The sequence below is a fragment of the Ruminococcus sp. YE71 genome, from assembly GCF_900119155.1.
GTDB lineage: Bacteria > Bacillota > Clostridia > Oscillospirales > Ruminococcaceae > YE71.
The window spans coordinates 61033-87009 of record NZ_FPIR01000019.1 but is presented as its reverse complement, the minus strand read 5'-3'; the positions used below and the strand labels follow the sequence as shown (position 1 = coordinate 87009).

Here is a 25977-nt window from a genome sequence, read left to right as displayed (position 1 = left end):
CTGTTCGGAGCGGCTGGGGGAAGATAGTGAGGTGAGAGCATGACTGCGATCGATAAGCTGCTGAAAAAGATAAACCTTGAATACGAATCCATGCGTGAGATCTGGTGGGACATGACAGCCGATGAGCTGATTGAGAACGCCGAACAGATAGCAGCCGTCAAGTTCATCAGAACGAATATTGAATCCTGTATTCTCGATGATGCGGCTGACTATCTGCTCAGTTTCAAGAATCCGCTGGAGGTGCTGATGGGCACTCTTGCCAGCCGCTACGACCCGATGGATATAGCGGCAAGAGAAACATTCAGCGAAATGCTCCGTGAGATTTATGACAAGCATGATCTCGATTCGGATTTTGAGACAGGTATGAAAATGGAGTAAGGAGGCATGATAGCTTGACAAAATACGGAATATGGAAAACTCGCTACACGCAGAATGTGGCGACGATTTTTGAGGACTGGGTACGTCAGAACGGCGTACCCGTTTTGTTTTCTACGGAGTATGCGGCACTTGAATACAAGCATGGCGAGGACATGAAGGTCTGCGATGATTTTATTGAGTTTGAGGTGAGGGAGATTGAGGTGTCGGCATGAGTGCGAAGCTGATTAAGCTGTTGGTGATGATACTCTCTGACGAAAAGCTGAGGAAGAAGCTCATCATTCTTGTTCTTAGTGTTGCTTTCGGGTTTATTTATCTGCTGTGCCTGCCGGTCGTTGTGTTTTCAAATCTCGGCTCGGTCGATCTTGGAACTGCGGATATTGACCTGTCACAGCTCACTGAGGACAATTTCATAGCGAGTCTCGACAGCGAGCAGGCGGCAGAGCTTGACGCACTGAAGTCCGCCGGAGGCAGTATCGAAGCGGAGATGGCTGCGCTCGGGATAGCCGACCAGACGATCAAGGCACAGCTTATCTATGTGTCTTTTTTTGATAACGTGGATGATTTTAATGCCAACAGTTATGCAAATCTGTTCAAGACTGCGCCTGACGATGCCGCCCTCATCGACAGCATAAACCAGAACTACGGACTTGTAATTGACTTTGAGGAATACCTGCACACCTACACTTTTGTAATGAACAATACGATAAATCCGTATATGTTCAGTGACCCCACGACCAAGAACGCAGCTGACTTAGCGGCGTGGGCGAACAATGCGTATGTGTCGGGGTGGGGCTACAAAGCTGGCTTCACCGGCGAAAAGGATTCGGAAAAGCGGCTGCGATACTGTGATAATGCAGGTCTTATGATTGGCTACTTGAATTATCTTCCCGACAGCAAGAGCTTCGGGAACGGATATAATACGCTGACATTTACCGAGCAGGGCGACCTTTCCACGATGCCCGAGGTCGCCGGGATCGGCTTGTATAACGGCACAAAGCATGGCATTTATGTCGGTCTCGGTGAGGTTGTATTCTGCGATGAAGCAGTCGGATATGTCACAAAGCAGGCTGTGTCTGACGGGGCGTGGACGAGCTGGTGTACCTATGAAGGCATCGGGTATCCGCAGGCGGTGCTGGATAAGATAGATGAACTGGCTCCGTCCGACGACAGCAGCGATGACGGCAGCGGTGATGAAAGCGAAGAATAGAAGGCAAATATCAAAATGAAAATAACAGCGATCAACGGCAAGTTCACAAGCAAACTTTCATTGCCGGGTCACCCTTTCATTATCCGTGACGAACTTGACAAACTCAGAGCCGGGGATGATACGCAGCTAAAAATCAAGATCACTGACTGTGACGAGGTGGGCGCTCTGGAAGGGATGCAGCTGACCGCCGCCCTTTGGAAGATGAATGTGTTCGCAGAGAGGATAGACCAGCTTGACCTGAACAGTACCTCAAAGCCGGATATTCAGATAGCGGCGTTGCTCAAAGTGAAGCCGCAGCGGACGATAGACGAACTCATTCGTATGACCTACTCGGACGGCATTCCTGTCTATCATTGCAAAGACTTTGCAGAACTTGGTGCGGTGGTCATTGACAACGATATGCTGTCCGAGCTCGAAGATGTCCCCGAGAATCTGCTGCCTATTCTGGACAAGGCTTGGGTCGGCAGAACCTATGCCGAGCGCGAGGGCGGCATTTTTGTTGAAGGATACTACTGCGAGTCTGCGGCTTATGAGGAACCGGATATATCGGTCACGGTCGGCAGGCGTGACGATGTGTTCAGCATAACGCTGGTGCCGCCGGGAAAGGATCCTGAGATCTGTGGGCAGAACTTCAGGCTGCCAGTGAACCCTGACGATCTTGAAAAGTTCTCAGCTGAGAGCGGTGTGCCTCTTGATGATCTGAATTATTACAGCCTGAACTGTTCGATTCCAGTCAGGTATGAACCGCAAAGTCCTATGGCATTGAATGCCCTTGCAAACTTGGTGTCGAAACTGGAGGGCTACGAGGTGGTGAAGCTGAAAGCAATTCTTCAAACATTGCCATCGCATAGTATCCAAGAGGTGTGGGACATTACCATGCACCTTGATGAGTATGATCTCGACAGAAGTGTCCGCAGCTACGATGAATTCGGACAGAAGTATTTGCAGAAGCTGCTGCCGCCGGACTTCTCGGAAAGCGCTCTTGACGATACAGATCTGACTGATCTCGGGTGCAATGTTCTTTTCATGAAGGGCGGCACGATCACGACCTACGGTGCGCTGTCGGGCAAGGGGCAGCAGCTCTACACGGCGGTTGTCGATGAGGTCATTGAGGAAACCGAGGACGAATCAGAAGATGAAAATATGGGAGTGATAATGACATGAAGAAAACGATAAGCGTTCAGATCAGCGATGAAAAGCTGTCGGCGATCGAGATGTACCTCGAGCAGAAGAACACAACCCTCGCCGCCGAACTTGACAAATATGTTGAACAACTCTATGGCAAGGTCGTTCCGCAAGTGGTCAGGGACTATATCGAGAAGATGTCTGCTCATGAAAGACCACGCCGCAGGTCTGCGAGTGTCAGTACAAAGCCTGAGCCGTAACTCGCCACGTGTCGCACGAGAATGCCCCGTGTGCCGTTTTCTGAACCGAGGGCGGCAAGGTGTACCCCTCGGCAGTCGGGGCGGTTTGTGGGCGTTTGTCGCAGAGTTTTGAAAATGGGATGGCAGCCCGTGAGGGTGGGATTTGAGGGGTATTTGTGATTTGCTGGTTAAATTGCGGCTCCATTTGCCGCAAAATTCACAGCGGACGGCAAAGCCGACCGCATTATTGCGAGGGTTTTCGGCTTTCTGAAAATGGTGTCATTTTGAAAGAAGGTGAAAATTGACGGTGTCAAAATTTACGAAAGACCGGGATAACGGCGGTATTGCGAGAGAAATCGACGGTGTCACAGCCGATAAAATGAGGTTCGCAGTGTATCTTTTCCCAGAGACGATGAAAACGATAAACAGTCTGTACAAAGGCGACAATTGCTCCACCAAGTCGGAGTTCATCGAGAAAGCGGTTCGGTTGCAGAAAACATGACTTTATTTCACTTTGGTGTACTAACATCAAATGTTCATATGTCATGGATGAGAACTGTATGTGGAAGGTTAAAAAGCGATTATCGCTATTCTCCTTCTATTTACAACAACTTTCCATGGTGTATCCCCACCGCCGAACAGAAAGCCAAAATCGAGCAAACCGCACAAGCGATTCTCGACGCAAGGGCTAAATACCCTGACTGCTCTCTTGCCGATCTCTATGACGAGACCACCATGCCGCCCGAACTTCGCAAGGCTCACCAGCTCAACGATAAGGCTGTAATGCAGGCTTATGGCTTCGACTACAAGACCATGACCGAAAGCGAGTGCGTGGCAGAGTTGATGAAGATGTATCAAAAGCTGACAGAGGGTGGTAATAAATGAGTTTGAACATCTATACTGTCAGCTTTTTCGGCCACCGTGAGCTGCCAAATTTGTTTGCTCTGGAAGATAAGCTCATGTCCATACTACGGAATCTTATCAACAGCAAGGAGTATGTCGAGTTCCTTGTGGGCAGGGATGGGGATTTTGATTTGCTTGCATCGGCAGCCATAAAGAGAGCCGTCGCCAGTTACGGAAACGGAAACACCCATTTCACCCTTGTCCTGCCCTATATGAAAGCCGAATATCGTAACAACGAAAAGGAATATCTCAACTATTATGATGAAGTCGAGGTGTGTGCTGAATCATCAGAAGCACACCCGAAGTCAGCGATCTTCGAGCGTAACAAGCAAATGATAATCAGAAGTGATCTCGTCATCTGTGCGATAGAACGCAAAAGCGGTGGTGCAGCCAAGGCGGTAAAATATGCTGAACAACATGGAAAGAAAATCATCAATTTATTTGATGATGAAGCGGTTGACAAACTTCCATAAGATCAATTCTATAAAGGAGACAGTGCAAAGACTTATGTGCAGATTAGATCGAATTAAGCGGGAGCAGTTGCTGCTCTCGCTTTTTTCTGCATTTCAGCATTCAGTCACATTTTCGACATATATATAATGTATATGTTTGATTGGGGATGTGTACTACAGAAGCTCAGAAACTTCAAATCGGCTATTTAGCAGCTCAAAATCTCACTGAATTAGTTAAAACATCTTTAGGAACTATTAAATGTGCGAAAGAAATGAATGCCCGTATTGTGCATATTGTACTATTTTTGGCTCGATTTTTCTTGTAAATGCTACTTGAAAAATCTTTAAAAATATGTTACAATAATAAAGAGTATTAATTATGATGGGTGCAGTCTGTCCAAAAGACGAAAATGCTTAAAAAGTGAGGTGAGAACAGTGAGTAGAAAAGAAATAAACGGCTTGATCTCGAACGGCGAGCTGGCGGAGACCGGCATCGCTCAGGAAAATATAGCAGCCGCTGAAGCCTTTGCGGAAACAAGGGTCGGACAGCTGAAGGAAGATTTCCTGAAACGAAAGAAGCGTCTGATAAAGCTCGGCGCAATGACGGTACTCACTGTGCTCATACTGATCTTTACTACAATACAATCACGTACTTTTTGGATGACCACCGTATAATGACGATTTTACGCCGTTTGCGGCTTTTTTTATGCCATTTTTACTGTACAAAATATCGGATTCAAGAGAGAGGTTACAGACGCAACAAATTATCCGTTTGGATAATGTATGCTGTGGTTTTTTGTTTTCTCGTATGCCTGAAAAAGCACGCTCTCAGACGCACGGAAATGCCCTCAGATGCCACTCTGATATTGTTCTTGCTAAACTACCCTAAGAAAACAACAGCGGCTCAGAAACGCTCTGAGCCGCTGCTTTTCTCTGCCTTATTTCTCAACCGCCGCTTTCATCTCAAACCCACCCCTGAATGTGATCTCAATCTCGATTTTGGACATTACTCTTATACATTCAATAGTTTTCCTGACCGTCATATCGTCATATTCAAGGAGCGAGCCACTGTACTTTTTCAGCTCGTCGGAGATAGTTTTCAGCATCAGCCTTATATCATTGCTGTTATCTGATTTTGTTTTGAGTGCTGTGAGCTGGGTGCGCAGATAGCTTTCTTCCTCACCCAGTGCCTTGAACTTGTCGTCGGAAGATTCTATCGCTATGGAGCCTGCTGTTACAAGCTGTATCAGGTCATCACGAACTTTTTCAATCTCGGTGAGTCTGTCCTCGATCTTTGTTATCGCATGACCAAGCTCATCGCTCTCGGTTATTGCACAGCCGATGTTTTGCTCGATCATATCAAGGAAGCTGCTGTCGCTCTTGTAGATCTCGTTCATCGCCCCGACTATTGCATTGTGCAGTTTTTCCTCGTTCAGCGACGGCGAACATTTGCAGTAGCGGTTCCCGTGATCGAGACGATTTATGCACCGCCATACTATCAGCTTGTGTCCGTGCGAAGTCCAGGTCACTCGGCGGTACTGAGAGCCGCATTCACCGCAGACCATTATCTCGCTCAAAGCGTACAGCCCCGAATATTTGCCCTGCTCGGTCTTGGTTCTGGTGCTTTTCTGCTGAACTGAGTTTCTTCTTGCGATCTCCTGCTGAACTCGGTTGTAGGTGTCCCTGTCGATGATCGGTACATGGCAGTCGTGGATAAGATATTTCGTCCTGTCACCGTAGTTTATAAGTCGCTTGTGGGTAATGCAGTCTTTGGTATAAGTCTTTTGCAGGATAGCATCTCCGACATATTTTTCATTTCTTAAGATCACCCTGATATTGTTCTTCTGCCACTCGGAACTGCCGTTTCGCCGCTTTGCACCCTTTGCTGTCAGTATCTCCGCAATAGTATTTAACGTCATGCCGTCAAGGTACATTTTGAAAATCTCCCTCACGATCTCGGCTTCCTCCTCCACAATGTATGGCTTGCCGTCGTCGCCCATCCGGTATCCAAGCACCGTGCTCATGTTGTATCTTACCTTTCCCTCACGGAACTGCTTTTCAATACCCCAGGTCACGTTCTTGCTTATGGATTCCGATTCCGCCTGTGCGAAGGAGCCGTACAGTGAGATGATGAACTCACTGGTCATATTGAGCGTATCTATGTTTTCTTTTTCAAAAATAACGCCGATGCCCAGCGACTTCAGCTCCCTGATGTAGCCGAGACAGTCAACGGTGTTTCTCGCAAACCTCGATATCGACTTGCAAAGTATGAGGTCGATCTTGCCTTGCCTGCACTTGCGTATCATTCTGCCGAACTGAGTGCGGTTTTTAGTCTGCGTACCAGATATACCCTCGTCAGCAAATATCCCTGCCATGCACCATTCGGGGTTGCGGTTTATGTAGTCGGTGTAGTAGCTTATCTGTACTTGATAGCTGTTCTGCTGCTCGTCCTGATCGGTCGAAACACGGCAGTAGGCAGCGACTCTTGTCTGTTTCAGCCGTTTCGGGCTCATCTCGTTTTTGGTCAGTGCCGGTATAACTATCACGTTTGATGCTGTTTTTATGTTATTGGTGTTCATGGTCTTTCTCCTTTTCGTAGTGTATTTTTTTGCCGTTTATAAACTCCGTTGTGACAGTCTGATCGCCGCTGATAAGTACTCTTTTCATTGTTGCACGAATAAGTTTTGTGTCAATGCTGTCAATCGGTTTCATGCCGTTCAGCAGCTCCTTTAATTCAGCCGTTCGAGCAGGAGCCATGCTGTAGCTTATGCAGTCATATTTAAGTGAGGCAAGCTCTATGATCTCACGGCGTATCCTTTCTTCATCGATCGGCTTTACATGACACCGCATCAGGACTTCGTTTTCGCCATTGCGGACTTCTACAGTCGGTTCATACCGGATAGGCTTGGGTTCAATGTCAAGTAAGCTGTTATCTGCCTGAACTCTTTGAAGTATTGCGGTAAGCTGATAGTACAGGTCGCTCTCCTTTATGCCGTCCACACGGTTGATACAGTCAGGATTCTTGCATTTCCATCTGAGGTCACCGGTGTTTCTTCCTCTGAAAAAAGGATTACCGCATACGGCACAGCAAACATATTTTATTGGCACCTTTGTTTGGTTCGAGCTGTGAAAGTGGTCTCTCTTTCGGGTCGATTCCCTTGCCTTATCAAAAAGCTCTTTAGTGATAATTGCCGGGAGATCATCACTTCCGCAATAGTATTCTTTTCTGAGAATGCCGTGGACCTTGTCAATCAGCTTGTTCTTTTCATCTTTCCAGTAATCATCATTTCCGGCATCAAGCTGTTGTAATATTTCACCGCCCGATATGCCCGATGCCGAAAGCTCGAATATCGTCCTGACGATCTGTGCTTCATTTTCGTTTATTACTGTCTGTCCACGCCGCATCATATATCCGTAGGGTATCTTTCTCTTATGTATCATAAGCATCCGTCCTTTCGGTAAATCTCATACCGCCGATCAACTCAAAGGTGATCGCTTTGTCAAGTACCGTTATTCGTTCCACTGCCTCGGAGAGTATTCTCAGGCGGTATTCTTCTGTTCCGTCGAAACCGGCGAACAAGTCTGAAAGCATCGGCAGCTCCGTGAACGCAGGATCCTTTTCCTCGTTTGCCTTGTCGATCATTACAGAGAGCTTGACTATCCTGTTATCCATATCCGATTCCATTTCAGCATACTTTTCATCAGAGACATACCCCTTGGTACGAAGCTCGGCGAGCCTGTGCTTCTGTTCCTTTATTTCAGCTATCTGCTCGTACAGGCTTGCAGTGGTGACAGTTCCGTTCTGACGCATTTTTTCGAGGAGCTGAAGCTGTTCAAGGGCTCTTGTAAATATCGGTTTTCCCTGTGCGTGGAGCTTGTCGCACAAAGCCGAGAACGCATTCTGAAGGTCGGTGTCATAGACATCGGGGTTGTCACAAGGTTCCGATATATTGTACCTGTGACTGCACATCCAGCAGCTTGTGTTCTTCCGGTTTGCATATCCGTAATTATGTCCGCATTTTCCACAGAAGATCTTTTGTCTGAACGGTGACTCGGTTTTCTGTTTTGCCTTGTTTGTTCTTGCTTTCATCACCCTGTTGGCAAGCTCAAATGTCTCACGGTCGATTATGGCGTTGTGGCTGTTCTGAATGTAATATTTCGGCAGCTGTCCGCGGTTTATCTGAAAGTATGGTCCCATAAATTCCGAATATGTTTTCTGCCATAGGGTATCTCCAATATACTTTTCCTGACGTATCATTTTGAGAATGGTTATGTTGTTCCAGCTTATGCCAGTGGGCGAGGGTATCTTTTCATCGTTCAGAATGTGTGCTATCCTGTTTGCTCCGCAGCCGTTGATATACATATCGAATATCCTGCGGACTATCCTTGCTGTTTTTCTGTCTATTATAAGCATACTGGTTTTCTTGTCGCTTTTGTAGCCGTAGGGTACTCTTGCGTGTCCGAGGGTTCCGTTCGCCATCCGCTTCTGAAAGCCCCAGCGTACATTGTTGGATATGGAGTGTGATTCCTCCTGTGCAAGACCGCCCATAATGGTTATCATCATCTCATCAGAGAGCCTTGATGTGTCTATGTTCTCCTTTTCAAAGCTGACAGTAATGCCTAAGTCTTTCAGTTCCCGGACAGTCACAAGACAGTCCTTGGTATTCCTTGCAAATCTGCTGACCGACTTGGTGACGATGCGGTCTATCTTTCCCTTGCGGCAGTCCTGCATCATCTTCACAAAGCTCACTCTGTTGCTGAGACTTGTTCCCGAGATGCCCTCATCAGCGTATATCCCGACAAGCTCCTCCGTCTGCGAGCCGTTGTACAGTGATGAGAAATATCTGACCTGCGTTTCGTAGGAGTTCTCCTGATCGGAATGACTGGTCGAAACACGGCAGTAGGCGGCGACCCTTATTTTTGCTCCCGATCTGTCCGAGGACGGCGGTATCACTATCATTCGTGACATTTCATCACTTCCTTTCAGAACTAAATGATACCACAAAAAACGGCGGATTGTAATCACTTATCTACACGAAATAGATGACCGATTTTTGTGGAAATGAGACTATATGTACCCACCGCCCGACGCTCGCCGGGCGGTTTTCAATTACAGGCTATCTTATCCCAGCCTGCTCATCGGCTCTGCCTGCCGCTACACAGAGACACATCACCGTAACGCCGGCAAGACCGCCGACAATCGTTCCTGCTATGAACTGTATCATGCACTCACCTCCAGATCTGCGATAGACGAGTATCTCTCAAAAATGGTCTTGCGGTTGAGCTCGTCTGCCCTTACTTTCTGTTCCTCGGAAATAATACCGCTGCTGAACAGTCTTTCGAGTATCTGCCTGCTCACCGCATAGAGAAAATCTGCCTGTCCGTATAACTTCATATCCATCATACCGCCTCCTTAGTTTCGTTTAGTTTGTTCCAAAATGCTGTCAGTTCGTCAATATCTTCGGTGCTGTGCTTTTCACACAGAGCGTTCAGGATAGTATCACGGTAAGGCTTGTTCTCTCTTGTGCTTGCCCTCGGGTCGAGTATAGACACTATACCCTTATCAGTTGATGAGCGAATCAGCCTGCCAGCACCCTGCTTGAGTTTGATTATCATTTCGGGAACAGCCACATCTCTGACCCTGTCCTTTGCCTTTGACATTTTGTAGTCGATTATTGGGTCGGGAACAGGGAACGGCAGTTTGAAGATGATGACCTGTGATAACGATTCACCTTCAATGTTTATGCCTTCCCAATAAGTTCCCGTACCGAGCAATACCGAATTTGTGTCACTCCTGAATTTACCAAGCTGACGTGACTGCGATGAACCTTTTCCTTGCAACAATATCTTGTAAGGCAGATGCTTGTTGCTGAGTTTCTTATAGACATACTCCATATCTTCTTTCGCCGTAAAGAGAATCAGCGTTTTGCCATGAGTTACATTCAGAAGTCTGACGATTTCCGCTATCGACTGTTCTCTGTACAGCGACCTGTTTTCCTTATTTGGATATGGCAGCTTGGTTGAACAGTACAGCATCGTATTTTCATCGTAATTGAACGGCGAACGCTTCGGCTCGGACACAAGACCAACGACCGGAAACGCAATATTGTGCAGGAAATAACGGCACTTTTCGATAGGTTCACCCTCATTCTTGTCGGAGATAGTCGCCGAAGTCAGTATCGTCGTTAGACCCGACCGGAAAAGCATTTTGTTTATCATCAAGCGAATCTCCTTGCGGCAGACGCATATTTTCAGCCTGCTTTCCATTTCGAGCCAGACGATATTGTCATCACAAGTGTTAAAAACATTCCGTACAAATTCCTTTGCACACGCAAGGTTTGTCTTCGAGTTATTCTCTATCCACACAAGTCTGTTGTATATCACCCGGAGCAGTTCTTGGGTATATTTGTCTTTTTGCAAATAATATGTCGAAGTATCCGCTTCGTTCGCTTTCCGCTGCTCGCTGACCTGACGGACAAGCCATCTGTAGAGCTGTTCGATATATTCTATCGTGTCATCAGCAAATTTCTCAAGCGCTGCCTTTCGATTTTTCGGTATTTTTGAGATACTATGTCTGACAGCATTTTGAAGCTCACAGCAGTCAAAAGCGGTGGTGAACGCTTCACGGAACTTGCTTTCAAGATTGTGAGCTTCGTCAATTATCACCATGCTGCCATTCGGGTCAAATATCCCTCGACCGCCGGTGGATATGTTTTGCAAATGAGCCACCAGCATATTCTGATTGCAGATGACAATGCCATTTCCATTGTGAAGTCGTTCCCTTAATGCGTAATATTCACAGTCGTTTTTCATCTTACAGTTATGACAATTCTCGCCGTAGTTCTGAACGTTCACAAGCTCCCACATCTTGTCGGGAATGTTAATGCCGATAGATGCTCGGTCAGCACCTTTTGATCTCATCAAAGACGAAATATCTTGGAAAATTGCAGCGTCCTTCTGTCTTTTAATTGCACTTTCCAGACGTTTTGGACAAAGATAGTTTCTCATACCTTTTGCGACCGTGATATCTATGCTCAAACCTGTCATTTTAAGGACGTTCGCAGCATCTTTTGCGAGTTGCTCCTGCAAGGCAATTGTCGAAGTTGCTATGATTATCTGCCTATGCGATTTCATATACTCCATGACCGCCGGCACAAGGTATGCGTAGGATTTCCCGATTCCGACCTCCGCTTCGACCGCTAAGGGCTTTCGTTCCTTGATTGCTTCGCATACCTCCAACGCCATTTCAAGCTGCCCGGGACGAAGCTCCAAGCCGTCATATGCTGCTTTTTCAAAGAAATATTTGGTGCTTTCATCAATCGGATATGATAACCATTTTTCTGATAATACTGCCATTTTTCAAGTCTCCTTTATGTCAAGACTGACACATATCGCCCTGTCTATCTTTTCCATCTCAGACTTGCTAAGTGTCCCAATGTACTTTTCGAGCCTGTCTTTCGACACTGTTCTGATCTGTTCCAGCATGGCAGTCGATGAGAAGAACAACATTTTTGTATGCAGACGGACGTGGGTAGGCAGGCAGTTTTTCGGTTTGGTAGTGATGAATGCAACAATCGTCGTAGGCGAATATTTGTTGCCCACATCGTTCTGAATGACAACCGCCGGTCTGCTGCCGGACTGCTCAGAACCAACCGCATTATCTATGTTTTCAAGCCGGGTGTAGTAAATATCGCCACGCCTTATTTTCTTTACATTCTCCATACGGCGACTATCCTTTCTCCGCAGTGAACAACGGCTTCATCGCAGGCTTTTTCTGACGAGTCAGCCAGTACGGTAATTCTGCGAATGTCTCCGAATCTGATACTTTCGATCTCAATTGTGTAATAATTCATTTTCAAATCCTCCTGTTTTTTATGTATCAGCGGATACAGCTTTCACCGTATCCGCTTTTTCGTTTTGCCTTTTCGGTCTCTTTTGAAGACCGACAGAGCATATCACTATGCCCTCTGTCACCTTATGGGGTGACCTCACTGCCGTAAACACGGCACCGCTTTCCTTCGACAGATGAACTGTTCCGAAGGTGCATGAAATTATCTGACAGAAAACTGCCCCCTCATGCAAAAGGAACACTCCGGCGAGCCTGACGTCCTCATCAGGCTCCGTAGGACTTTCACCTCCCGGGCTGCAAAACCCGAGCCGTTTTTTACGGATGTACCCATATCCCAACTTTCATCGCCTGCGAGGTGGCTGCCTCGCTGACCTGTTTGTATTTTTCGCTCGTCGTTTTCACGGGTCGTGGCGTACAGCGGTCACGGCTGACGAGTTCATCGCCCGCCATCGGGATCTGACGTACCGGAGTGTTGGATATTCAGTTGTCAAAATGCTGTGAGATTCATTTCTCGCTTGTATAGGGGAAGAAGTCGGGCTTTTTACAACCTTTTTATTTTCCATCTTCCATAAGTTTGTAGAGATTAGACAGAATTCTTTTCTTCTTTTTGTGTATATTTTGCTGAGTTGTGCCAAGCAGATCTGCACACTCCTGCTCAGTGTATTCGCTGAAATATATCATGTGTATGAGCTTTCTGTCAGCTTTTTTCAGCCTTGCTACTGCCGCCATTACCTCATCGAATGCAGCCTTTGAGAGTGCATAGCCGGCGGTCGGGTCATCATCTGTTATGAACTCATGGAAGTTCTCAAAAGCTCCGTCATCGCCGCCTACGAGCATTGAAAACTGTATCTCATGCTCATAAAAGGATTCGTTGTTATCGTGTATGTTCCATTCGGTTCTCATGTAGGCATCATAGACCTCCTGCGACACCTCAACATCGACCATTTTGCCTGTGATAGTGTCATACACCTTGACTGTTCTATTGTTCATTTTAAGACCTCCGTTTTGAATTTCGATTTTGAAAAGACAAAACGAAGATCATGGATATTTTGCTGTGATACACAGCCATTTTGCTTGTAAAAACATATTGCGTCCTTTCCGAGGACACAAAAAAAGAGGCTGTGTACATACTTGCACACAGCCTCTGCTTGCCGAAAAATAGGCACACTAAAGAAAGGGTACAAGTCATAGCGGTTTTTCAGTAAAACTTAAAACCTCTATTTTGTATCCTCAGCCTTAATGCATATCGGCGTTGAATATATTTATTTAAAAACAAAAAAAGGACGCCGACAAGATATACTCCTACAATGTGTAGGAATAAATCCTGCCGACGTCCTCCAGCGCACACCTTGCGGTGTCGGGTACAGTACTATCGGGTTCAGCTTGCTTGAAATGCAGGGACTTATCATCAAGGCACTGTTTCAGCCGGGCCTTGCTCTCCACAAACTGCTTACAATATTTGATTTTGCCGCTAATATATGCAGCTTTCGGGTATTCTTATCTCTATTATATCGACCTGTCGGTTTTCTCGGTATTTTGTTGTCCAGACTTTGCACTTCGGACATTTTATTCGTGTTTTGCCGTCGCTGCCTTTGCTTCCGTTGAGCAGTGCCGCACAGTTCGGGCAAAACCATCGTTGGGGTCTTGTTTCATATCCTTCTATTTTGTAAGCACTATTGTCATACATTTTGCGTTTACCTGTCCTTATTCGATATTTTTGAGTGCTTTTACAGCCACTCCCTGAATCCGGAGCCTTTCGGGTTCTACATATATATCGTCCATGTTCTCATTTTCCGGGTGAAGCCTTATCATTTCGGAATCATCATCGGGATAATATCTTTTCAGGGTCGCTGTGTCATCGTCAACAAGTGCTACAATGACTTGACCGTATTCAGCGTGATCCTGATGACGAATGATAACGAGATCACCGTCATTAATGCCGATACCAATCATTGATTCGCCCTTAGCTTTCAGCAGGAAAAACTCCCCACTGCCGAGCCAAGACTCCGGAAGTCTGACATATTCTTCGATATTCTGCTCGGCATAGATCGGTGTACCACAAGCTACTGTGCCTACAACGGGAACTTCAACAGTACCGCTGTTTCTGCGGTGCCTGTGAGTGGTGAAGTTCCGTGTGCCGTCATAGTCGAGCATACCTTCTTCACGCATATACGAAAGATAGCGTGACACGTTGGCATTCGACATACCGGTGCCGCCGGCTATCTCACGCTGCGAGGGTGAGCGGTCGTGGGTCTCGATATAGTTGTCAATGAAATCTTCGATGAGTCTGAAATACTCGGAATTCTTTGTGCGCATAAAGGTCATCCTTTTTTGGTGTTTGTAGCATTTGCTCCGTTTATATATATTATATCAGACCATGAGAAAAAGTCAACAGCCGTTCTCCTAAGTGGGCAGAAATTGCACAGGAAAACGGCTGCTATTCTTATCTTTGTATAGCTGCACAAAAATGTGAACATTGATTTGTCAGTTTTGCAATTGTGCTATCCACGCCCTGTATTCGGCATTTATTTCCTGCGGTTCAGCAATATTCATCTGTCCGTTGAATGTAACCACCCAGCTCCAGAAGGTTGGTGAGATCTGCACCTCGACCTCTGCTTGATACTGTTCGTCTTTCTTTCTGATCTTGGTTTTCTCACCGAACTTATCATAGACCGTACCAATGAGCTTTTTATCGAACATGAGCGTGACTTTTGCGTTTCTGCCGCCATACATTCTGAACACTTGCTCGGTATATTTAGAGACCGTGCGTATCTTTGCTTTCGCTTCCTTGCTGATGCTGTCCGGCAGAATCTCGACAGAATCCATACGGTCAACACGATAATTGCGAACTTCGCCGTCCGCCGACTGATCGTAGGTCATGAGATAATAGTTATCGTTATTGAAGACAAGAGCGAAAGGCTCTGTCTCATAAACAGCGCCGTCTCTGCGATAAACCTTGTTCAGCTTTTCGTCGAGGTCGAAGTACTTGAACGCCACCTTTTGCTTATCACGGATAGTTTGTTCGAGGATGCTGACGTTATAGTAGATGTGCTCGTTGGTATGCTTTCGTGTATTGAAATGCACGATGTTGTCAGTCAGTATCTCCGCTTGATGACTGCCGCCGAGGGCAGCGATCTTTTTGATGAGGTCATCAGATTTCTTATCCGTTATGAAGCTTGCCGCCTGAACTGCGTCAATGAGTATCTTGAGTTCCGGCAGGCTGAAGCTTCGGTCCTCTATGTAATACGCATTCTGCTTTCCGTCCTTGACTTGCATGATCTCATATCCCTGCGCATTTAGTATCTCGATGTCTCTTGCAACCGTTCTTCGGTCAGCTGTATAGCCAAGCTCGGCGAGACGTTGGAGCAGGGAATTGGTCGCAAGCGGGTGGTAGGAGTCTGTGTCCTGTTGCAGGATCTCCAGCAGCTTGACGACTCGCAGTTTCTTGTGGATGAGTTCGGACATGGGTTTATTCTCCTTTGTTTATAGATAGAGCCGAGAGCGTGGCTCTCGGCTCTGGGGGTGTTACGCAGCAGATTTGTTTGGATTCAACTTTTCAAGATATATCCTGGCATTAGTATACTTAACATAATTGTTATTATTATACTCTGGCTCTGTTCCACTTACCGCTGATGCAGAATTTGCTGCTTGAAGCATTGAAACCTTTAAGAAAATACCGTAATTTGAATACTGCCTATTCGACGATTCAAAGTTGTTACTTGATCCGCTTCCCGAATAAACATTGAAATCAATAGGAATACGATAAACCTTATCGTTATAAAAATGTTCCAAATCAGCCTTGTTGATAATATAGACCAGTTTTGTTGAAGTGGTGCCCGTCGTAATAATATCACCGGGAGCAATTTCGTCATCAAATATTGAAAAAGTGCTCTCTTGAATGTAATCAAAAATATCCAAAGGAGTATTATAATCATCATTTTTGGATTTCAACTCAATTTCAATTTTAATGAAATTGGCTTCTTGCCATGCAGACTGACAGTTTTCAACATTATAGGAGGCTACTGTTTTTATAGGCGCAGGCAGTTTCTTAAAGTCCTTCGGATCATTTGCGTTTATTCCAAGCTGAGGTAAATAACTTCCGTCAGCCAGAATATCAAGTGCATCATAATTCAATATTGCCTTTTCTTCAATTTTAGTATAATACTGAGGCTTTACTCCACCAACCGTAGTATCTGCTGATGCTGAAACATTACTTGAAGCCGTGTTTTCACTACTTGAAGCAATATTTGAATAAGCAATGAGCGTAGTGTATTTTTTAGCCGTTTGAGGGAAGAATTGTGCAGTGATATCACCATTGTCATTGTCAAAGGTGATAGTAGCTTTAGCTGAAACATTGAGAGTTCCATTAGCCGGAATCTCAGAAAGAGAACGAGCAAGAAGGACACCATTTCTCATTTCTATGTAATTGGGAATGCGTATATCTGTGTATTCAGAACTGGTCCAAGATGGGTTCAGTGTAGAATGTGTTACAGGTTTATTTCCAATCATATAATCCTCGACTGTAACTGAGCTAGCAGCAGCAAGTCCAACATTTCCGTCCTTGTTAAGTTTTATCAGAAAACTCTGGAAAATGTCGGGAGGGGATGTAGCAGATAAGGTTGATCTGATGTTCTCTTCGCCAGATGAAGTTAGTCCGATAGTTGCGTGAATACTTGCTTCGATAGAATTGTTCTCTGCTGTTATTTCAACATTGTTTTCTATTCCACCCACTTTGAGACTATCGATATATACGTGGTTATTATAAATATAACCCGTGTACAGATGGACAGCATTTCCTTCGGATACTGTCGTAATTCTGGAAGGATACGGATCAGTTCCGAGGTCTTTGTTTGCCTGAATAACATAATGATAAACAACGTCAGCGGTTGAATACGGAGTATATATTGTCAGGAAATAATGCTCAGACAAAGCAATATCATCAGGGTTTTTAAAAGTGACTGTAGCACTATATTTTTGGATGTTGCTATTATTTTTCTCAGCATCTGTAGCCATCCTGTATTTGGTTTTGGTAGTTGTGTCCTGAACAATAGCATTGGTATTGTCTTGCACAAGGGTGCCGGATGAATTTCCTGTAACAGAAACATTCAGCATATCATTGAAATTTACAGGTGAAAATTCTGTACTATCGAGATCAGCAAAACTACTGAAGTTCAATGTTCTGTAATCTCCGAACGGATTGAATGAAGTGTTGTCAAGCCCATCAAGATAATATGCCTTTGAAGAATTCTGCGTATCAATAAGAACCATCTGGGTTGTAGCTGGAAATTGAGGTTTTGAACCAGATGATACATTTGTTGAGTTGTCAAATAGCAGGTTCTTTGGATAATTTGTGAGAAGTGAATCTCCGCTGTTAACTGCTTCAGTCCATTCCGCTGCACTCCGCAGATAGGTGAACGCAAATTCCAGAGTTATAGGTGTTCCGATGTTCTCAACAAGACTATTTTCAGTGAGCTGAGTATATTTGTTTATGTCATAGGTCGTTCCTGAATCTATATGGATATCAAAGTCGTATTCAAGAAGCTTTCTGACATAGCAGGGAATATACAGATGATATGCAACCGTTCCCGTAGCCGAAGGATTCATAAACTTAACATCCATCAGAGTAAACTGTGCTGTCGAGGCAGCTGTATCCGTATCATCGGATTCAATATAGAACTGGGCAGTTGCATTTGTTCCAGCATTAACTTTAAGACAGGTGTCTACATCTGTAATAGTGCTTATCTCATCACCGGCAGCATTAAATATAACCTTGTAAATATCAACATCGTATATTGTACTATTAGCACTTGTTGCAAAATTATATGTGCTTGACGTATTTGTAAGTAGATTTATATAGTGATTTATAAAATCAGTCATCTCATCTTTGTTAATTTTATCAAGCACAAGCACAGGAAAATCTATTCCATTCGCAAGCTTGTCGCCCATTTCAGTTTTAAATGATGAGATTTTTGTAGTATACGACTTATACTCATCCTCCGTATCAAGATATGCTTTTGGTATCTCATAATAGCCATTATTGTTATTGGCAATATCATCATAAATCTTGGCAAAAGCTTGTGTAGAACGACCGAATGTTGCACTCGTCAGCGGGCTTGCGCCATCACTTAGCAGATACTGCATGACATAGTTATAATTTGCAATATTTATAAACGGGCTTGTCGATACATAAGGAGCATACGGCGTTACATTGGTGTTGCTCGTCATACCTGAAAAGGCGTCCTTGGAGTTTGCTTCGGGAGTAAAATCGTCATTGTCATACGACGCTGTTCCCATGTAATCGGCAAAAATAACATAGCCACCACTGCCGTAGTTTGTAGCGCTTGAGCCACCTGTCATAGCATGAACCATATCATTCGGGTCTTCTGCCTGACGAGAAAAACCTACCAGTTTGACCACGCTATCATTTTTCGCTACTAAATAACCAAGATTGGTAATAGTGCCACCTTCAGTATGAGGTTCAAAAGTTAAATCCTTTGCCAAAATATTATAACCATTCAGTGGTTTAATCAGATGACCAATTAGACCACCTGCATAAGTATCACCCTTGATTATACAGTTCTCAATAGAAAAATCGCTAACTTTTAAGTAGTAAGTGGCATCAATTGCATCACGCTCACCAACAATTCCTCCTGAAGTATCACCTGAAATGGTATATCCTTTTATACGACTCTTTTCAACAGTAAAAATTCTGGCTTTATCTTTATTATTCGGTGAGTTTCCTAAAAAGCCTCCTACATAGCCATTTCCGCTTATACTTGCTTTTGCGGTGTCATTTGATTCTATTGAGGAATCTTTTACAGTAACGTTACATTGTGTACGCATATGGCCAAAAGCGCCGCCAACATGAGTTGAAGACCCATTGGAAGATACAGAAACATTGAACACATGACAATTGTCCATTGTCGCCGAAGCTCTGTTAAGCGAGCCGATCAATCCGCCGGCATTTATACCACAACCGCTTTCTGAACATTTAACTTCGATGGCTTTTGTAGCATTTTCATCACCCAACGTAACATTTTTTATTGTAACAGGTGTTGCAGGTGTTTCTCTATCCGCTCTGAGCGTTCCAATTATTCCACCTACGCCGTAATAATAGCTATCTGTATTTGACTTTGTATCGCTTACTATTTCAATTATACCAAAGCTATTACCGTTAAAGTTTATGTTACAAGTACCTTGTTGATATCTTGCGATTAAACCGGCAGCGCTCAATCCACCATGAACTTTTATTCCGGAAGAATTATATTCGCTGGAAATAATTTCTATCTCCATATTTATGAAACCGTCGTTATTATCCGCACCAATTGGCACAATACCAATCATTCCGCCTGCCATTTTTGCTGCGCTTACATCTACATTTACCAACGCAACATTAGTTATATGGGTTGGCGTAGCATTTCTTACTTTTTTTGCTCCCGCTCCTGAGAAATTACCAAATAACATTCCGGCTGATAATACCTGTTTTTGATCAACATTACCACCACCTACTTTATCTGTTGAAGTATTTCCTGTATAATCAATGTGTACACCTGTTTTATGATTTATGACATCACTTTTGATTTTACCGGACAATTTAAAATTATAATAATTTCCTCCAACCTGTGGTTGTTTTGTGAATAATCCTATTCCGGCATCTGTTGTACTACAAAATGATCCTGCACCTTCAACGTTAGTGTTAGGATAATACGTATTATCAAAATTTCCACTACCATCATCATATGTATAGAATAAGATATTCTCAGTAATTGTAACTCCGTTACCGTTAAAATCACTGACATTCAGAAGCAAATCCGTATCATTCTGATAGAAATTTCCAATTCCTCTGAAGCCATCAGGAAGAACAAATGATCCATTCGATGTCAACGTGATATTCCACGGTCCTCCACTTCCAAGCGTGTTGCCTCCGGCTGCAAAGTTCTTAATGATATACGCCGGACCGCTTGTGGTATCGTTCCTTGCATAGGTATCATAATCCGGACACGACGAAGGAGCTGCCGCATTAGAACCAACTTTATCATATGCCGCAGTACGTTTAATATAATCCGAAGTATATCCAAGCTTTGTTGCGCCCATTCCGCTGTTTACGATCACCGAAGTCAAAAACAGTGCCTGACCATTTGGAACAGTCAAATTTGATCCGGAAATTGTTAACGAACCACCTGATAAAGAAATATCTGTTATTGAATAGCTCTTATTGCCGTTGTTCATTATACAGTCAGAATATGCAGTATGATACTCAGATGCGATATTCACAGCATACCCGTTGATCACTCTGCCGATGATCGGGTTTACATATAGCCAAAGCAAATTGTTTGACTGAGTCATATTAACAGTATATTCAGACAGCTTAGCTGAGGTATTTATAGGATTCCCGTCAGAATAATTTATTTGTGGCCAGTCGCCTCCTTTTACTGCTGATACATTTGAACTGGTAATACCGCTAATGTTGCCTGTTGTCATATTTCTGAATATAACACCGCCATTAACAACAACACCAACATAACCGCCGATCGGCTGGAACTGTGCTTTCTTACCCATGGCATTTATTTTTACAGATGTACCAAAGGTAACCTGTGTATTATCGATTATATTATCGCCGCCTTCAACGACAGCAATTATGGCACCATAAGCGCCGTGTGTTTTTCCTCCAGTAATATAATCATATGAATCTGTCGCGTCATCAAGGGTAACTGTTTCATTAACTGTTACGATTAGATTTCTTACAACACAACCGCCGCTGTAGTTAATCAGCGGGTACTGGGTTTCATTTACGATTGTAGTTGTTGAATTCTGTCCGCCGTCAATAACACCGGAAAAGGGAATATCCGATGTGCCAAGGCCAACGAAACCTGACGAAGAAGTAAGTACAAGCTGATTAGCTCCTGACAGACGAATCTGATAATATGCGCTTGCAAGATACTTTCTCATATTTTCGGCCGTGATACTGGGCTGCCCTGTGCAAGTAGCATCTGATGTAGTATTAAGGGTATATTTAACATGCTCTGTATAGAGAGTTGTTGTTTGGTCTACTGTTGTAGAATCACACCAGCCATCTCCGTCAACATCTATGTTTATCTTACCGTTAAGATTAGACGCGCTGTTGATAAATTTTGAAATATTAACCAGGTCTGTCGCACTTGTGATTATATACGGATCGTTATAAGTTCCGCAGCCTGCTATCTCATCCGAAGGCTGATGGTTGACCATGAGCTGGTACTTAAACCCTGTCTTATCATCTATATCAGCTTTTGTGCTGACACTTGCTACATAAGGACGGAATGAGTCAAAACCTGTATACTGTGTGGACCCTGAATCGAGCGGCGCAGCGTCAGGATGAGTATATCTCGATTTGCCTCCGGTTGCTTTTTCGTCTTTATACCACAATTCCTGATTAGGATACTGTCCCTGTGTTGTATAACCTACTTCTTTACCATAAGTAACTTTATGAGGAGTTCCCGTACCCCAGTCCTCATCAAATGTATAGTTATATATGCCGTTTGAACCAATTAACTGTTCAAGCAGCGTTGCACTTGTAAATATTGATTTTGTAGTATTATAACGATCAGGTGTAGTACCATAGGCAGAAACGTATTCAGCATTTCTACCGTCAAGCTTAATTGCTGAGAAATTGACGGTAATTCCCTGACTTATCGGTATTTGGTTACCGCTGCTGTCTGTGGTGACTGTATCACGTGTTCCGGCTTTTCCGATAAGGCTTGTTGCGGCATCTATCGTTGTTGTGACGGGCGTTTCACCCGTTGTCGTCCTCTTATAGTCAGCAGTCGTTGATACATTCTTTATATCAAATGTAACATAATCGCTTGCTTTATTGATAAGAAGCGGCGCATAGCTCGAATATGTGCTCAAATTCCAAACTCTGATGCCTGCCAGAGAAATTGTTCCAGTATTGCTAATAGTAGTTACAGCAGTTGATGTGCCTTTTACAGTCCCGTAAACAAGCGCACCGGTACCGGAGGTACTGTCAACTGCACCGATAGTACCCGCAATTGTGATTGCATCAATTGTTATATTTTTATTTACATCATAAAACAAGCCGTTCTGCATCATGTAATGCTGATCAGCCTCAAGCGGTGACCAGATGTTTTTATTGTTAGCATCTGAAATATTTGCGTGCTTTCCCTTGACTTTTTCGCAATCGTCAAATTCCTTATTATAGAAAGTAAACGTGCCGTTTACCGTCATTGCGTTAAGAGGTGTAACTGGATACCAGCTATAACCCTGCATATTGTATGTTCCTGAAGGAATAGTATTATTGCTGAAAGGATCGGGGAAATACTTTTGGATATTTCCACAGGCATACTGACGTACACCCCATCTCATTAGTTTCTTAGCATAAGCAGTTGAAGATAGAGTGTTATCTTTATCAATAGTATCCAAATTGTAATAATACCTTGTATTTCCGTTTTTATATTTACCCTGAACAGTCTGATTCTTATAACTCAAGCTGTCGGACGCTGTTGTTGACATTGTCAGACCGGTCGTGCTAATAGAAACAATACCCTGACCGTTGTTCATTATAGCATCTTTAGATGAAGCACTGTATGCGCAGATCTCATCAAACACACCACCAGATTTGAAAGCAGAGCCTTCTGTTTCAGCTGTATAATATGCAAGTTTATAATCGTATCCCGAAGGCAGTTCGAGATAAATACCGTCACTGCTTATTTTACCTTTGTTAACGATCATGCCCACAGAACCAGCCGTACCGGTAAGCATTTTGATCGCATGAGAGTTTTCTTCTGCGTCAGTATAGCCGAGGTACAGCTTTGTAATAGTCCAATGACCTGTAGCGCTATAAACTAAGCCAGCAGCTCCACCACTGCTTTTTTGTTCTACTGTAGGATGACCGGAAACTACAACATCTGTGACTTCCACATCTGCTTTTGACCAACTATAACCGAGCAGACCTCCCATTGAGTCACTGCTATTTCCTTCAATATGAAGATTATTATCAGCAACTACACTTGAAGAATTGCCAAGTTTTATCGTAGCATTACCGCTACCTTCAACATCAGAAATAAGGCCTCCGACATGTTGTATTCCTTTTACGTTGCCTCTTAGAGTGATACCATTAAATGACCAAACAGCTCCGCTTGCAGCACCGGCAATTTTGCCGATAGTACCGCCTACAGTCGTTTTGTTATTTCCGGTAATATTTCCATCATATGTGCTACCAGAAATTGTTATTGTACCAATAGCACTCTCAGCTTCACCTATCAGCCTGCCAGAAATAACATCTTTTGAACCAGTCATAGTTATACTAAGTCCACTTGCTGTATTGCAATTTGATGCGATAAAGCTTGTTTTAATCTGTGCGGCAGCTGACCCCAAATAACATATGGTGTCTTTATCAGTGGTTCTTTCATTTTTGCTTAGAATAGTACCACTAAAGGTGGTGTTATTGATCGTTACGGTATCTGCTATTCCAAGCATTCCGATGTATTTCTTTCTGTAGACAGGTCTGTTGCTTCCGCCAACATTTTTTATATCCAGAGTGATCGTGTGTCCGCCTGAAATAGTACCTGAATATGAAACCCTGTCGGTTCCATTGTCTCTGGTTATTCCGCGAAGACCAGTTCCAGTCAGATCAATATCTGCTCCAAATGTAAGATTTAATGGTGCAGACGAACTTGATGTTAAACTCGAAGTGTTGGCAATAAAATCATTTTCAGTAACATCAATTTGGTAGAGAAGTGATGCCTTTGCATAATCCGCTGCATTTGCAATTGCAGTAGTGGTCACATCTACAATAGAGATCATATGATTTGATTCACTAAATACATTAAGAGCATCGTCCGTTGTATCCTTTTTCAGTTTAGTACCATCAATAACCAGAACATCGCCCCATGAGCCAACATTATCAACTTCTATTTCACTCATGGAATAGCCACTCAGGGTTCCGTCGGAATATATAAATGCGTTGTCTCTTGTTCCGACAAGATGACCATTTGTATCAGCAGCAGAAGGCTTTGCATTAGATACATTTATAGTTCCCTTCATACCAAGAACGCCATCACCCAGGTTTCCTACAAGGCCGCCGCCTGTAAAACCATCAATCACAGAACTGCCGATTACAATACCTGTACAATTTTCATTGGTGGTTGAACCATCAGTATAAATATACCCATTTGGACAGTCTGCAACTAACCCGCCAAATATTCCTGAACGATCACCTGCTGCACTATTGAGCTTAAAGGTTTCAAACTTTACATATGATGCATCGATGATTTTACCGATACCTCCGCCATAAACAGAAGCTGAGAGAGTATTTGTAGGTGTAGTTGAAACATCTTTGATGTTCAGAGAGTAACCAGTATCATCTGCTTTATATGAACCGATAAGCCCACCATACGCTTCAGCTTTATATCCTGTTTCTTTACCTGTTACAGGATTCAATTGCGAAACATGAGTAGAAGTAACAGCAGTAGTTCCATCAGACTTACCTTTAATTGTTAAACTGCCACCTACTCTTCCTGTGGGGTCTGCGGGAGCATTTTCAATAACGCCTATGATTCCTCCTGAAAAACCGGTTTCTGATACTGCCTGTTCAAGTTTGCAATTAACCAGATAATTGCTAATATCAAGTTCTGATGTAGCTGCTGATGGCGGAGCATAATAACCAAATAATCCACCTGAACCATATTTTCCATGTATTATTTGACTAACAGTATAAGTTGTTCCGGATGATGGGGTAATTGTAACTGTACCGCCGTCATTCTTTCCGACAATACCACCTGCATACCCATTTGATGCAGATACCCAAGCAGAAGCTCCCTGAAGATTAGAAGTTGTCACTGTCAGAGAAGATCCAACCTCCATTGAACCAACAAGGCCTCCTGCGTTTCCATTAGCTGATGTAATGTTATAATCTGTATTTGTGCCGGAATAAGTCGCAGTCAGGGATGCCCCTGCACCCATTTTTCCACAAAGGGCACCGGCATCTACCGGCTTACCATCTGTATCGGAAGATGTTGCATTTGCTTCCAGATTTGATTTTGTCAAAATGGAATTGTTCTCATAAGTAATCTGAACATTTGCGCCAGCCTCAATCTCACCTATCAATCCGGCATATGAAATAGCTGAAGAATTATCGAACTTGTCAAATATTATGTTCCACTCCGCACAAGTGGTGCTATCATCATCAGATTTTACCTTTCTTGCAAATAATACGTCACCGCTTCCTGTGCCAGTGCGTGTAAGCTTTATTTGCTTTACAGCGGTTTCTGTTTGATTTTTAATAGAAACCTTCTCGGAAATAGTACCAAAAAGTGATTCGGGAACGTTGAAGGTTTCCGTAGCCGATGAGTTTGAAAAAATAATTCTTCCTTCAAATGGTTTGTTGTCATTGCCGATTGGAACATAGTTTTTTCCATTTAGGTTGTAGTTGTTTCCCTGACTTTCACCAAAGTTTAAAAAAAGAATGTCCTTTTCATGTTCTATATCAGTTGAATAAACAGTTCCAAGTGAGTAATTGTGATAAGACTGAGAATACCAAACAAGATCATCCCATGACTCGATGAGTATGTAACCGGTATCTACACCTTCGTTTATATAATGCTTGGTATATTCACTCCTGTCATAAACAATTTCAGCAGAAGCTTCAAGAGAAAATGCTGAGGACGTCTTTTTTTCAATGAGCTCAGAAAATTCTGGCATAGGGAAGTCACTCATTAGCAAGGCGAATACTATCGCAGAGCTTATGACACGTTTCTTTGCGTTATTAACTTTGTATTTTCTCAAACGTTTTTTCATTTGTATCACTCCATTTAAGCAACAAAGCAA

At 43.7% G+C, this 25977-nt stretch carries 21 protein-coding genes; 8 read left to right on the top strand and 13 right to left on the bottom strand.

The genetic code is table 11. The features are described 5' to 3' along the window. Positions 1–39 precede the first annotated feature (39 nt). The 8 genes from BT142_RS15420 (at position 40) to BT142_RS15385 (ending at position 4979) form a co-directional block, all read left to right on the top strand. A complete protein-coding gene (locus BT142_RS15420) occupies positions 40–378 on the top strand; it encodes a hypothetical protein (protein ID WP_072419073.1) in 339 nt (112 codons plus the stop codon). A gap of 14 nt (positions 379–392) precedes the next feature. Beyond that, a complete protein-coding gene (locus tag BT142_RS15415; protein ID WP_072419072.1) occupies positions 393–590 on the top strand; it encodes a hypothetical protein in 198 nt (65 codons plus the stop codon). Next, complete coding sequence (locus tag BT142_RS15410) at positions 587–1585, top strand: hypothetical protein (protein ID WP_072419071.1); 999 nt, start codon at positions 587–589, stop codon at positions 1583–1585. Before BT142_RS15415 ends, BT142_RS15410 begins: the two co-directional genes overlap by 4 nt. A gap of 15 nt (positions 1586–1600) precedes the next feature. Continuing rightward, positions 1601–2749 carry a hypothetical protein gene (locus BT142_RS15405; RefSeq protein WP_072419070.1) on the top strand — a complete coding sequence of 383 codons (1149 nt, stop codon included), beginning with the start codon at positions 1601–1603 and terminating at the stop codon, positions 2747–2749. After that, a complete protein-coding gene (locus BT142_RS15400) occupies positions 2746–2970 on the top strand; it encodes a DUF6103 family protein (protein WP_072419069.1) in 225 nt (74 codons plus the stop codon). Before BT142_RS15405 ends, BT142_RS15400 begins: the two co-directional genes overlap by 4 nt. Before the next feature lie 477 nt (positions 2971–3447). Continuing rightward, entirely contained in the window at positions 3448–3834 is a 387-nt protein-coding gene (locus BT142_RS15395; RefSeq protein WP_347497767.1) for a type IIL restriction-modification enzyme MmeI, read from the top strand. After that, complete coding sequence (locus BT142_RS15390) at positions 3831–4325, top strand: hypothetical protein (protein ID WP_242872012.1); 495 nt, start codon at positions 3831–3833, stop codon at positions 4323–4325. The genes BT142_RS15395 and BT142_RS15390 overlap by 4 nt, the downstream gene beginning before the upstream one ends. 414 nt (positions 4326–4739) lie before the next feature. Beyond that, positions 4740–4979, top strand: a complete 240-nt coding sequence (locus BT142_RS15385; protein ID WP_139182263.1) for a hypothetical protein — start codon at positions 4740–4742, stop codon at positions 4977–4979. A 263-nt stretch (positions 4980–5242) separates the two neighbouring features. Here BT142_RS15385 and BT142_RS15380 read toward each other — a convergent pair whose 3' ends face one another. From BT142_RS15380 to BT142_RS15325, 13 genes are all read right to left on the bottom strand, one after another. Continuing rightward, positions 5243–6883 carry a recombinase family protein gene (locus BT142_RS15380; protein WP_072419067.1) on the bottom strand — a complete coding sequence of 547 codons (1641 nt, stop codon included), beginning with the start codon at positions 6881–6883 and terminating at the stop codon, positions 5243–5245. Then, the gene (locus tag BT142_RS15375; protein WP_072419066.1) at positions 6870–7745 is read right to left on the bottom strand and encodes a recombinase family protein; all 876 of its coding nucleotides are present in this window, start codon (positions 7743–7745) and stop codon (positions 6870–6872) included. Before BT142_RS15375 ends, BT142_RS15380 begins: the two co-directional genes overlap by 14 nt. Beyond that, positions 7735–9273, bottom strand: a complete 1539-nt coding sequence (locus tag BT142_RS15370) for a recombinase family protein (RefSeq protein WP_072419065.1) — start codon at positions 9271–9273, stop codon at positions 7735–7737. Before BT142_RS15370 ends, BT142_RS15375 begins: the two co-directional genes overlap by 11 nt. 148 nt (positions 9274–9421) lie before the next feature. Beyond that, entirely contained in the window at positions 9422–9529 is a 108-nt protein-coding gene (locus BT142_RS15365; protein WP_072419064.1) for a DUF3789 domain-containing protein, read from the bottom strand. After that, positions 9526–9705 (bottom strand): SHOCT domain-containing protein, encoded by a 180-nt coding sequence (locus tag BT142_RS15360; protein WP_072419063.1) that lies wholly within the window; start codon positions 9703–9705, stop codon positions 9526–9528. Before BT142_RS15360 ends, BT142_RS15365 begins: the two co-directional genes overlap by 4 nt. Next, on the bottom strand, positions 9705–11660 hold the full coding sequence (locus tag BT142_RS15355) for an ATP-dependent DNA helicase (protein ID WP_072419062.1): 1956 nt from the start codon (positions 11658–11660) through the stop codon (positions 9705–9707). Before BT142_RS15355 ends, BT142_RS15360 begins: the two co-directional genes overlap by 1 nt. A 3-nt stretch (positions 11661–11663) precedes the next feature. After that, positions 11664–12026: a type II toxin-antitoxin system PemK/MazF family toxin gene (locus BT142_RS15350; protein ID WP_072419061.1), complete on the bottom strand. Its 363-nt coding sequence runs from the start codon at positions 12024–12026 to the stop codon at positions 11664–11666. Next, positions 12014–12157: a hypothetical protein gene (locus tag BT142_RS19240; protein ID WP_175444974.1), complete on the bottom strand. Its 144-nt coding sequence runs from the start codon at positions 12155–12157 to the stop codon at positions 12014–12016. The genes BT142_RS15350 and BT142_RS19240 overlap by 13 nt, the downstream gene beginning before the upstream one ends. A gap of 311 nt (positions 12158–12468) precedes the next feature. Further along, complete coding sequence (locus BT142_RS19920; RefSeq protein ID WP_278277576.1) at positions 12469–12603, bottom strand: hypothetical protein; 135 nt, start codon at positions 12601–12603, stop codon at positions 12469–12471. A 102-nt stretch (positions 12604–12705) separates the two neighbouring features. Next, the gene (locus BT142_RS15340) at positions 12706–13143 is read right to left on the bottom strand and encodes a sigma factor-like helix-turn-helix DNA-binding protein (RefSeq protein ID WP_072419059.1); all 438 of its coding nucleotides are present in this window, start codon (positions 13141–13143) and stop codon (positions 12706–12708) included. A 714-nt stretch (positions 13144–13857) separates the two neighbouring features. Beyond that, positions 13858–14469 (bottom strand): transcriptional repressor LexA, encoded by a 612-nt coding sequence (gene lexA / locus BT142_RS15335; RefSeq protein WP_072419058.1) that lies wholly within the window; start codon positions 14467–14469, stop codon positions 13858–13860. Positions 14470–14637: 168 nt separating this feature from the next. Beyond that, the gene (locus tag BT142_RS15330) at positions 14638–15618 is read right to left on the bottom strand and encodes a helix-turn-helix transcriptional regulator (protein ID WP_072419057.1); all 981 of its coding nucleotides are present in this window, start codon (positions 15616–15618) and stop codon (positions 14638–14640) included. Between the two features lie 60 nt (positions 15619–15678). Then, positions 15679–25947 carry a hypothetical protein gene (locus tag BT142_RS15325; protein ID WP_072419056.1) on the bottom strand — a complete coding sequence of 3423 codons (10269 nt, stop codon included), beginning with the start codon at positions 25945–25947 and terminating at the stop codon, positions 15679–15681. Between the last annotated feature and the right edge of the window lie 30 nt (positions 25948–25977).

What these genes read in the sequence shown, in the direction of transcription:
- BT142_RS19920 (WP_278277576.1), bottom strand. Translation starts at nt 12,603, where the DNA reads ATGGCGGGCGATGAACTCGTCAGCCGTGACCGCTGTACGCCACGACCC.
- BT142_RS15340 (WP_072419059.1), bottom strand. Translation starts at nt 13,143, where the DNA reads ATGAACAATAGAACAGTCAAGGTGTATGACACTATCACAGGCAAAATG.
- BT142_RS15390 (WP_242872012.1), top strand. Translation starts at nt 3,831, where the DNA reads ATGAGTTTGAACATCTATACTGTCAGCTTTTTCGGCCACCGTGAGCTG.
- BT142_RS19240 (WP_175444974.1), bottom strand. Translation starts at nt 12,157, where the DNA reads ATGAATTATTACACAATTGAGATCGAAAGTATCAGATTCGGAGACATT.
- BT142_RS15400 (WP_072419069.1), top strand. Translation starts at nt 2,746, where the DNA reads ATGAAGAAAACGATAAGCGTTCAGATCAGCGATGAAAAGCTGTCGGCG.
- BT142_RS15350 (WP_072419061.1), bottom strand. Translation starts at nt 12,026, where the DNA reads ATGGAGAATGTAAAGAAAATAAGGCGTGGCGATATTTACTACACCCGG.
- BT142_RS15410 (WP_072419071.1), top strand. Translation starts at nt 587, where the DNA reads ATGAGTGCGAAGCTGATTAAGCTGTTGGTGATGATACTCTCTGACGAA.
- BT142_RS15375 (WP_072419066.1), bottom strand. Translation starts at nt 7,745, where the DNA reads ATGATACATAAGAGAAAGATACCCTACGGATATATGATGCGGCGTGGA.
- BT142_RS15365 (WP_072419064.1), bottom strand. Translation starts at nt 9,529, where the DNA reads ATGATACAGTTCATAGCAGGAACGATTGTCGGCGGTCTTGCCGGCGTT.
- BT142_RS15330 (WP_072419057.1), bottom strand. Translation starts at nt 15,618, where the DNA reads ATGTCCGAACTCATCCACAAGAAACTGCGAGTCGTCAAGCTGCTGGAG.
- BT142_RS15405 (WP_072419070.1), top strand. Translation starts at nt 1,601, where the DNA reads ATGAAAATAACAGCGATCAACGGCAAGTTCACAAGCAAACTTTCATTG.
- BT142_RS15355 (WP_072419062.1), bottom strand. Translation starts at nt 11,660, where the DNA reads ATGGCAGTATTATCAGAAAAATGGTTATCATATCCGATTGATGAAAGC.
- BT142_RS15370 (WP_072419065.1), bottom strand. Translation starts at nt 9,273, where the DNA reads ATGTCACGAATGATAGTGATACCGCCGTCCTCGGACAGATCGGGAGCA.
- BT142_RS15325 (WP_072419056.1), bottom strand. Translation starts at nt 25,947, where the DNA reads ATGAAAAAACGTTTGAGAAAATACAAAGTTAATAACGCAAAGAAACGT.
- lexA (WP_072419058.1), bottom strand. Translation starts at nt 14,469, where the DNA reads ATGCGCACAAAGAATTCCGAGTATTTCAGACTCATCGAAGATTTCATT.
- BT142_RS15360 (WP_072419063.1), bottom strand. Translation starts at nt 9,705, where the DNA reads ATGGATATGAAGTTATACGGACAGGCAGATTTTCTCTATGCGGTGAGC.
- BT142_RS15395 (WP_347497767.1), top strand. Translation starts at nt 3,448, where the DNA reads ATGACTTTATTTCACTTTGGTGTACTAACATCAAATGTTCATATGTCA.
- BT142_RS15380 (WP_072419067.1), bottom strand. Translation starts at nt 6,883, where the DNA reads ATGAACACCAATAACATAAAAACAGCATCAAACGTGATAGTTATACCG.
- BT142_RS15420 (WP_072419073.1), top strand. Translation starts at nt 40, where the DNA reads ATGACTGCGATCGATAAGCTGCTGAAAAAGATAAACCTTGAATACGAA.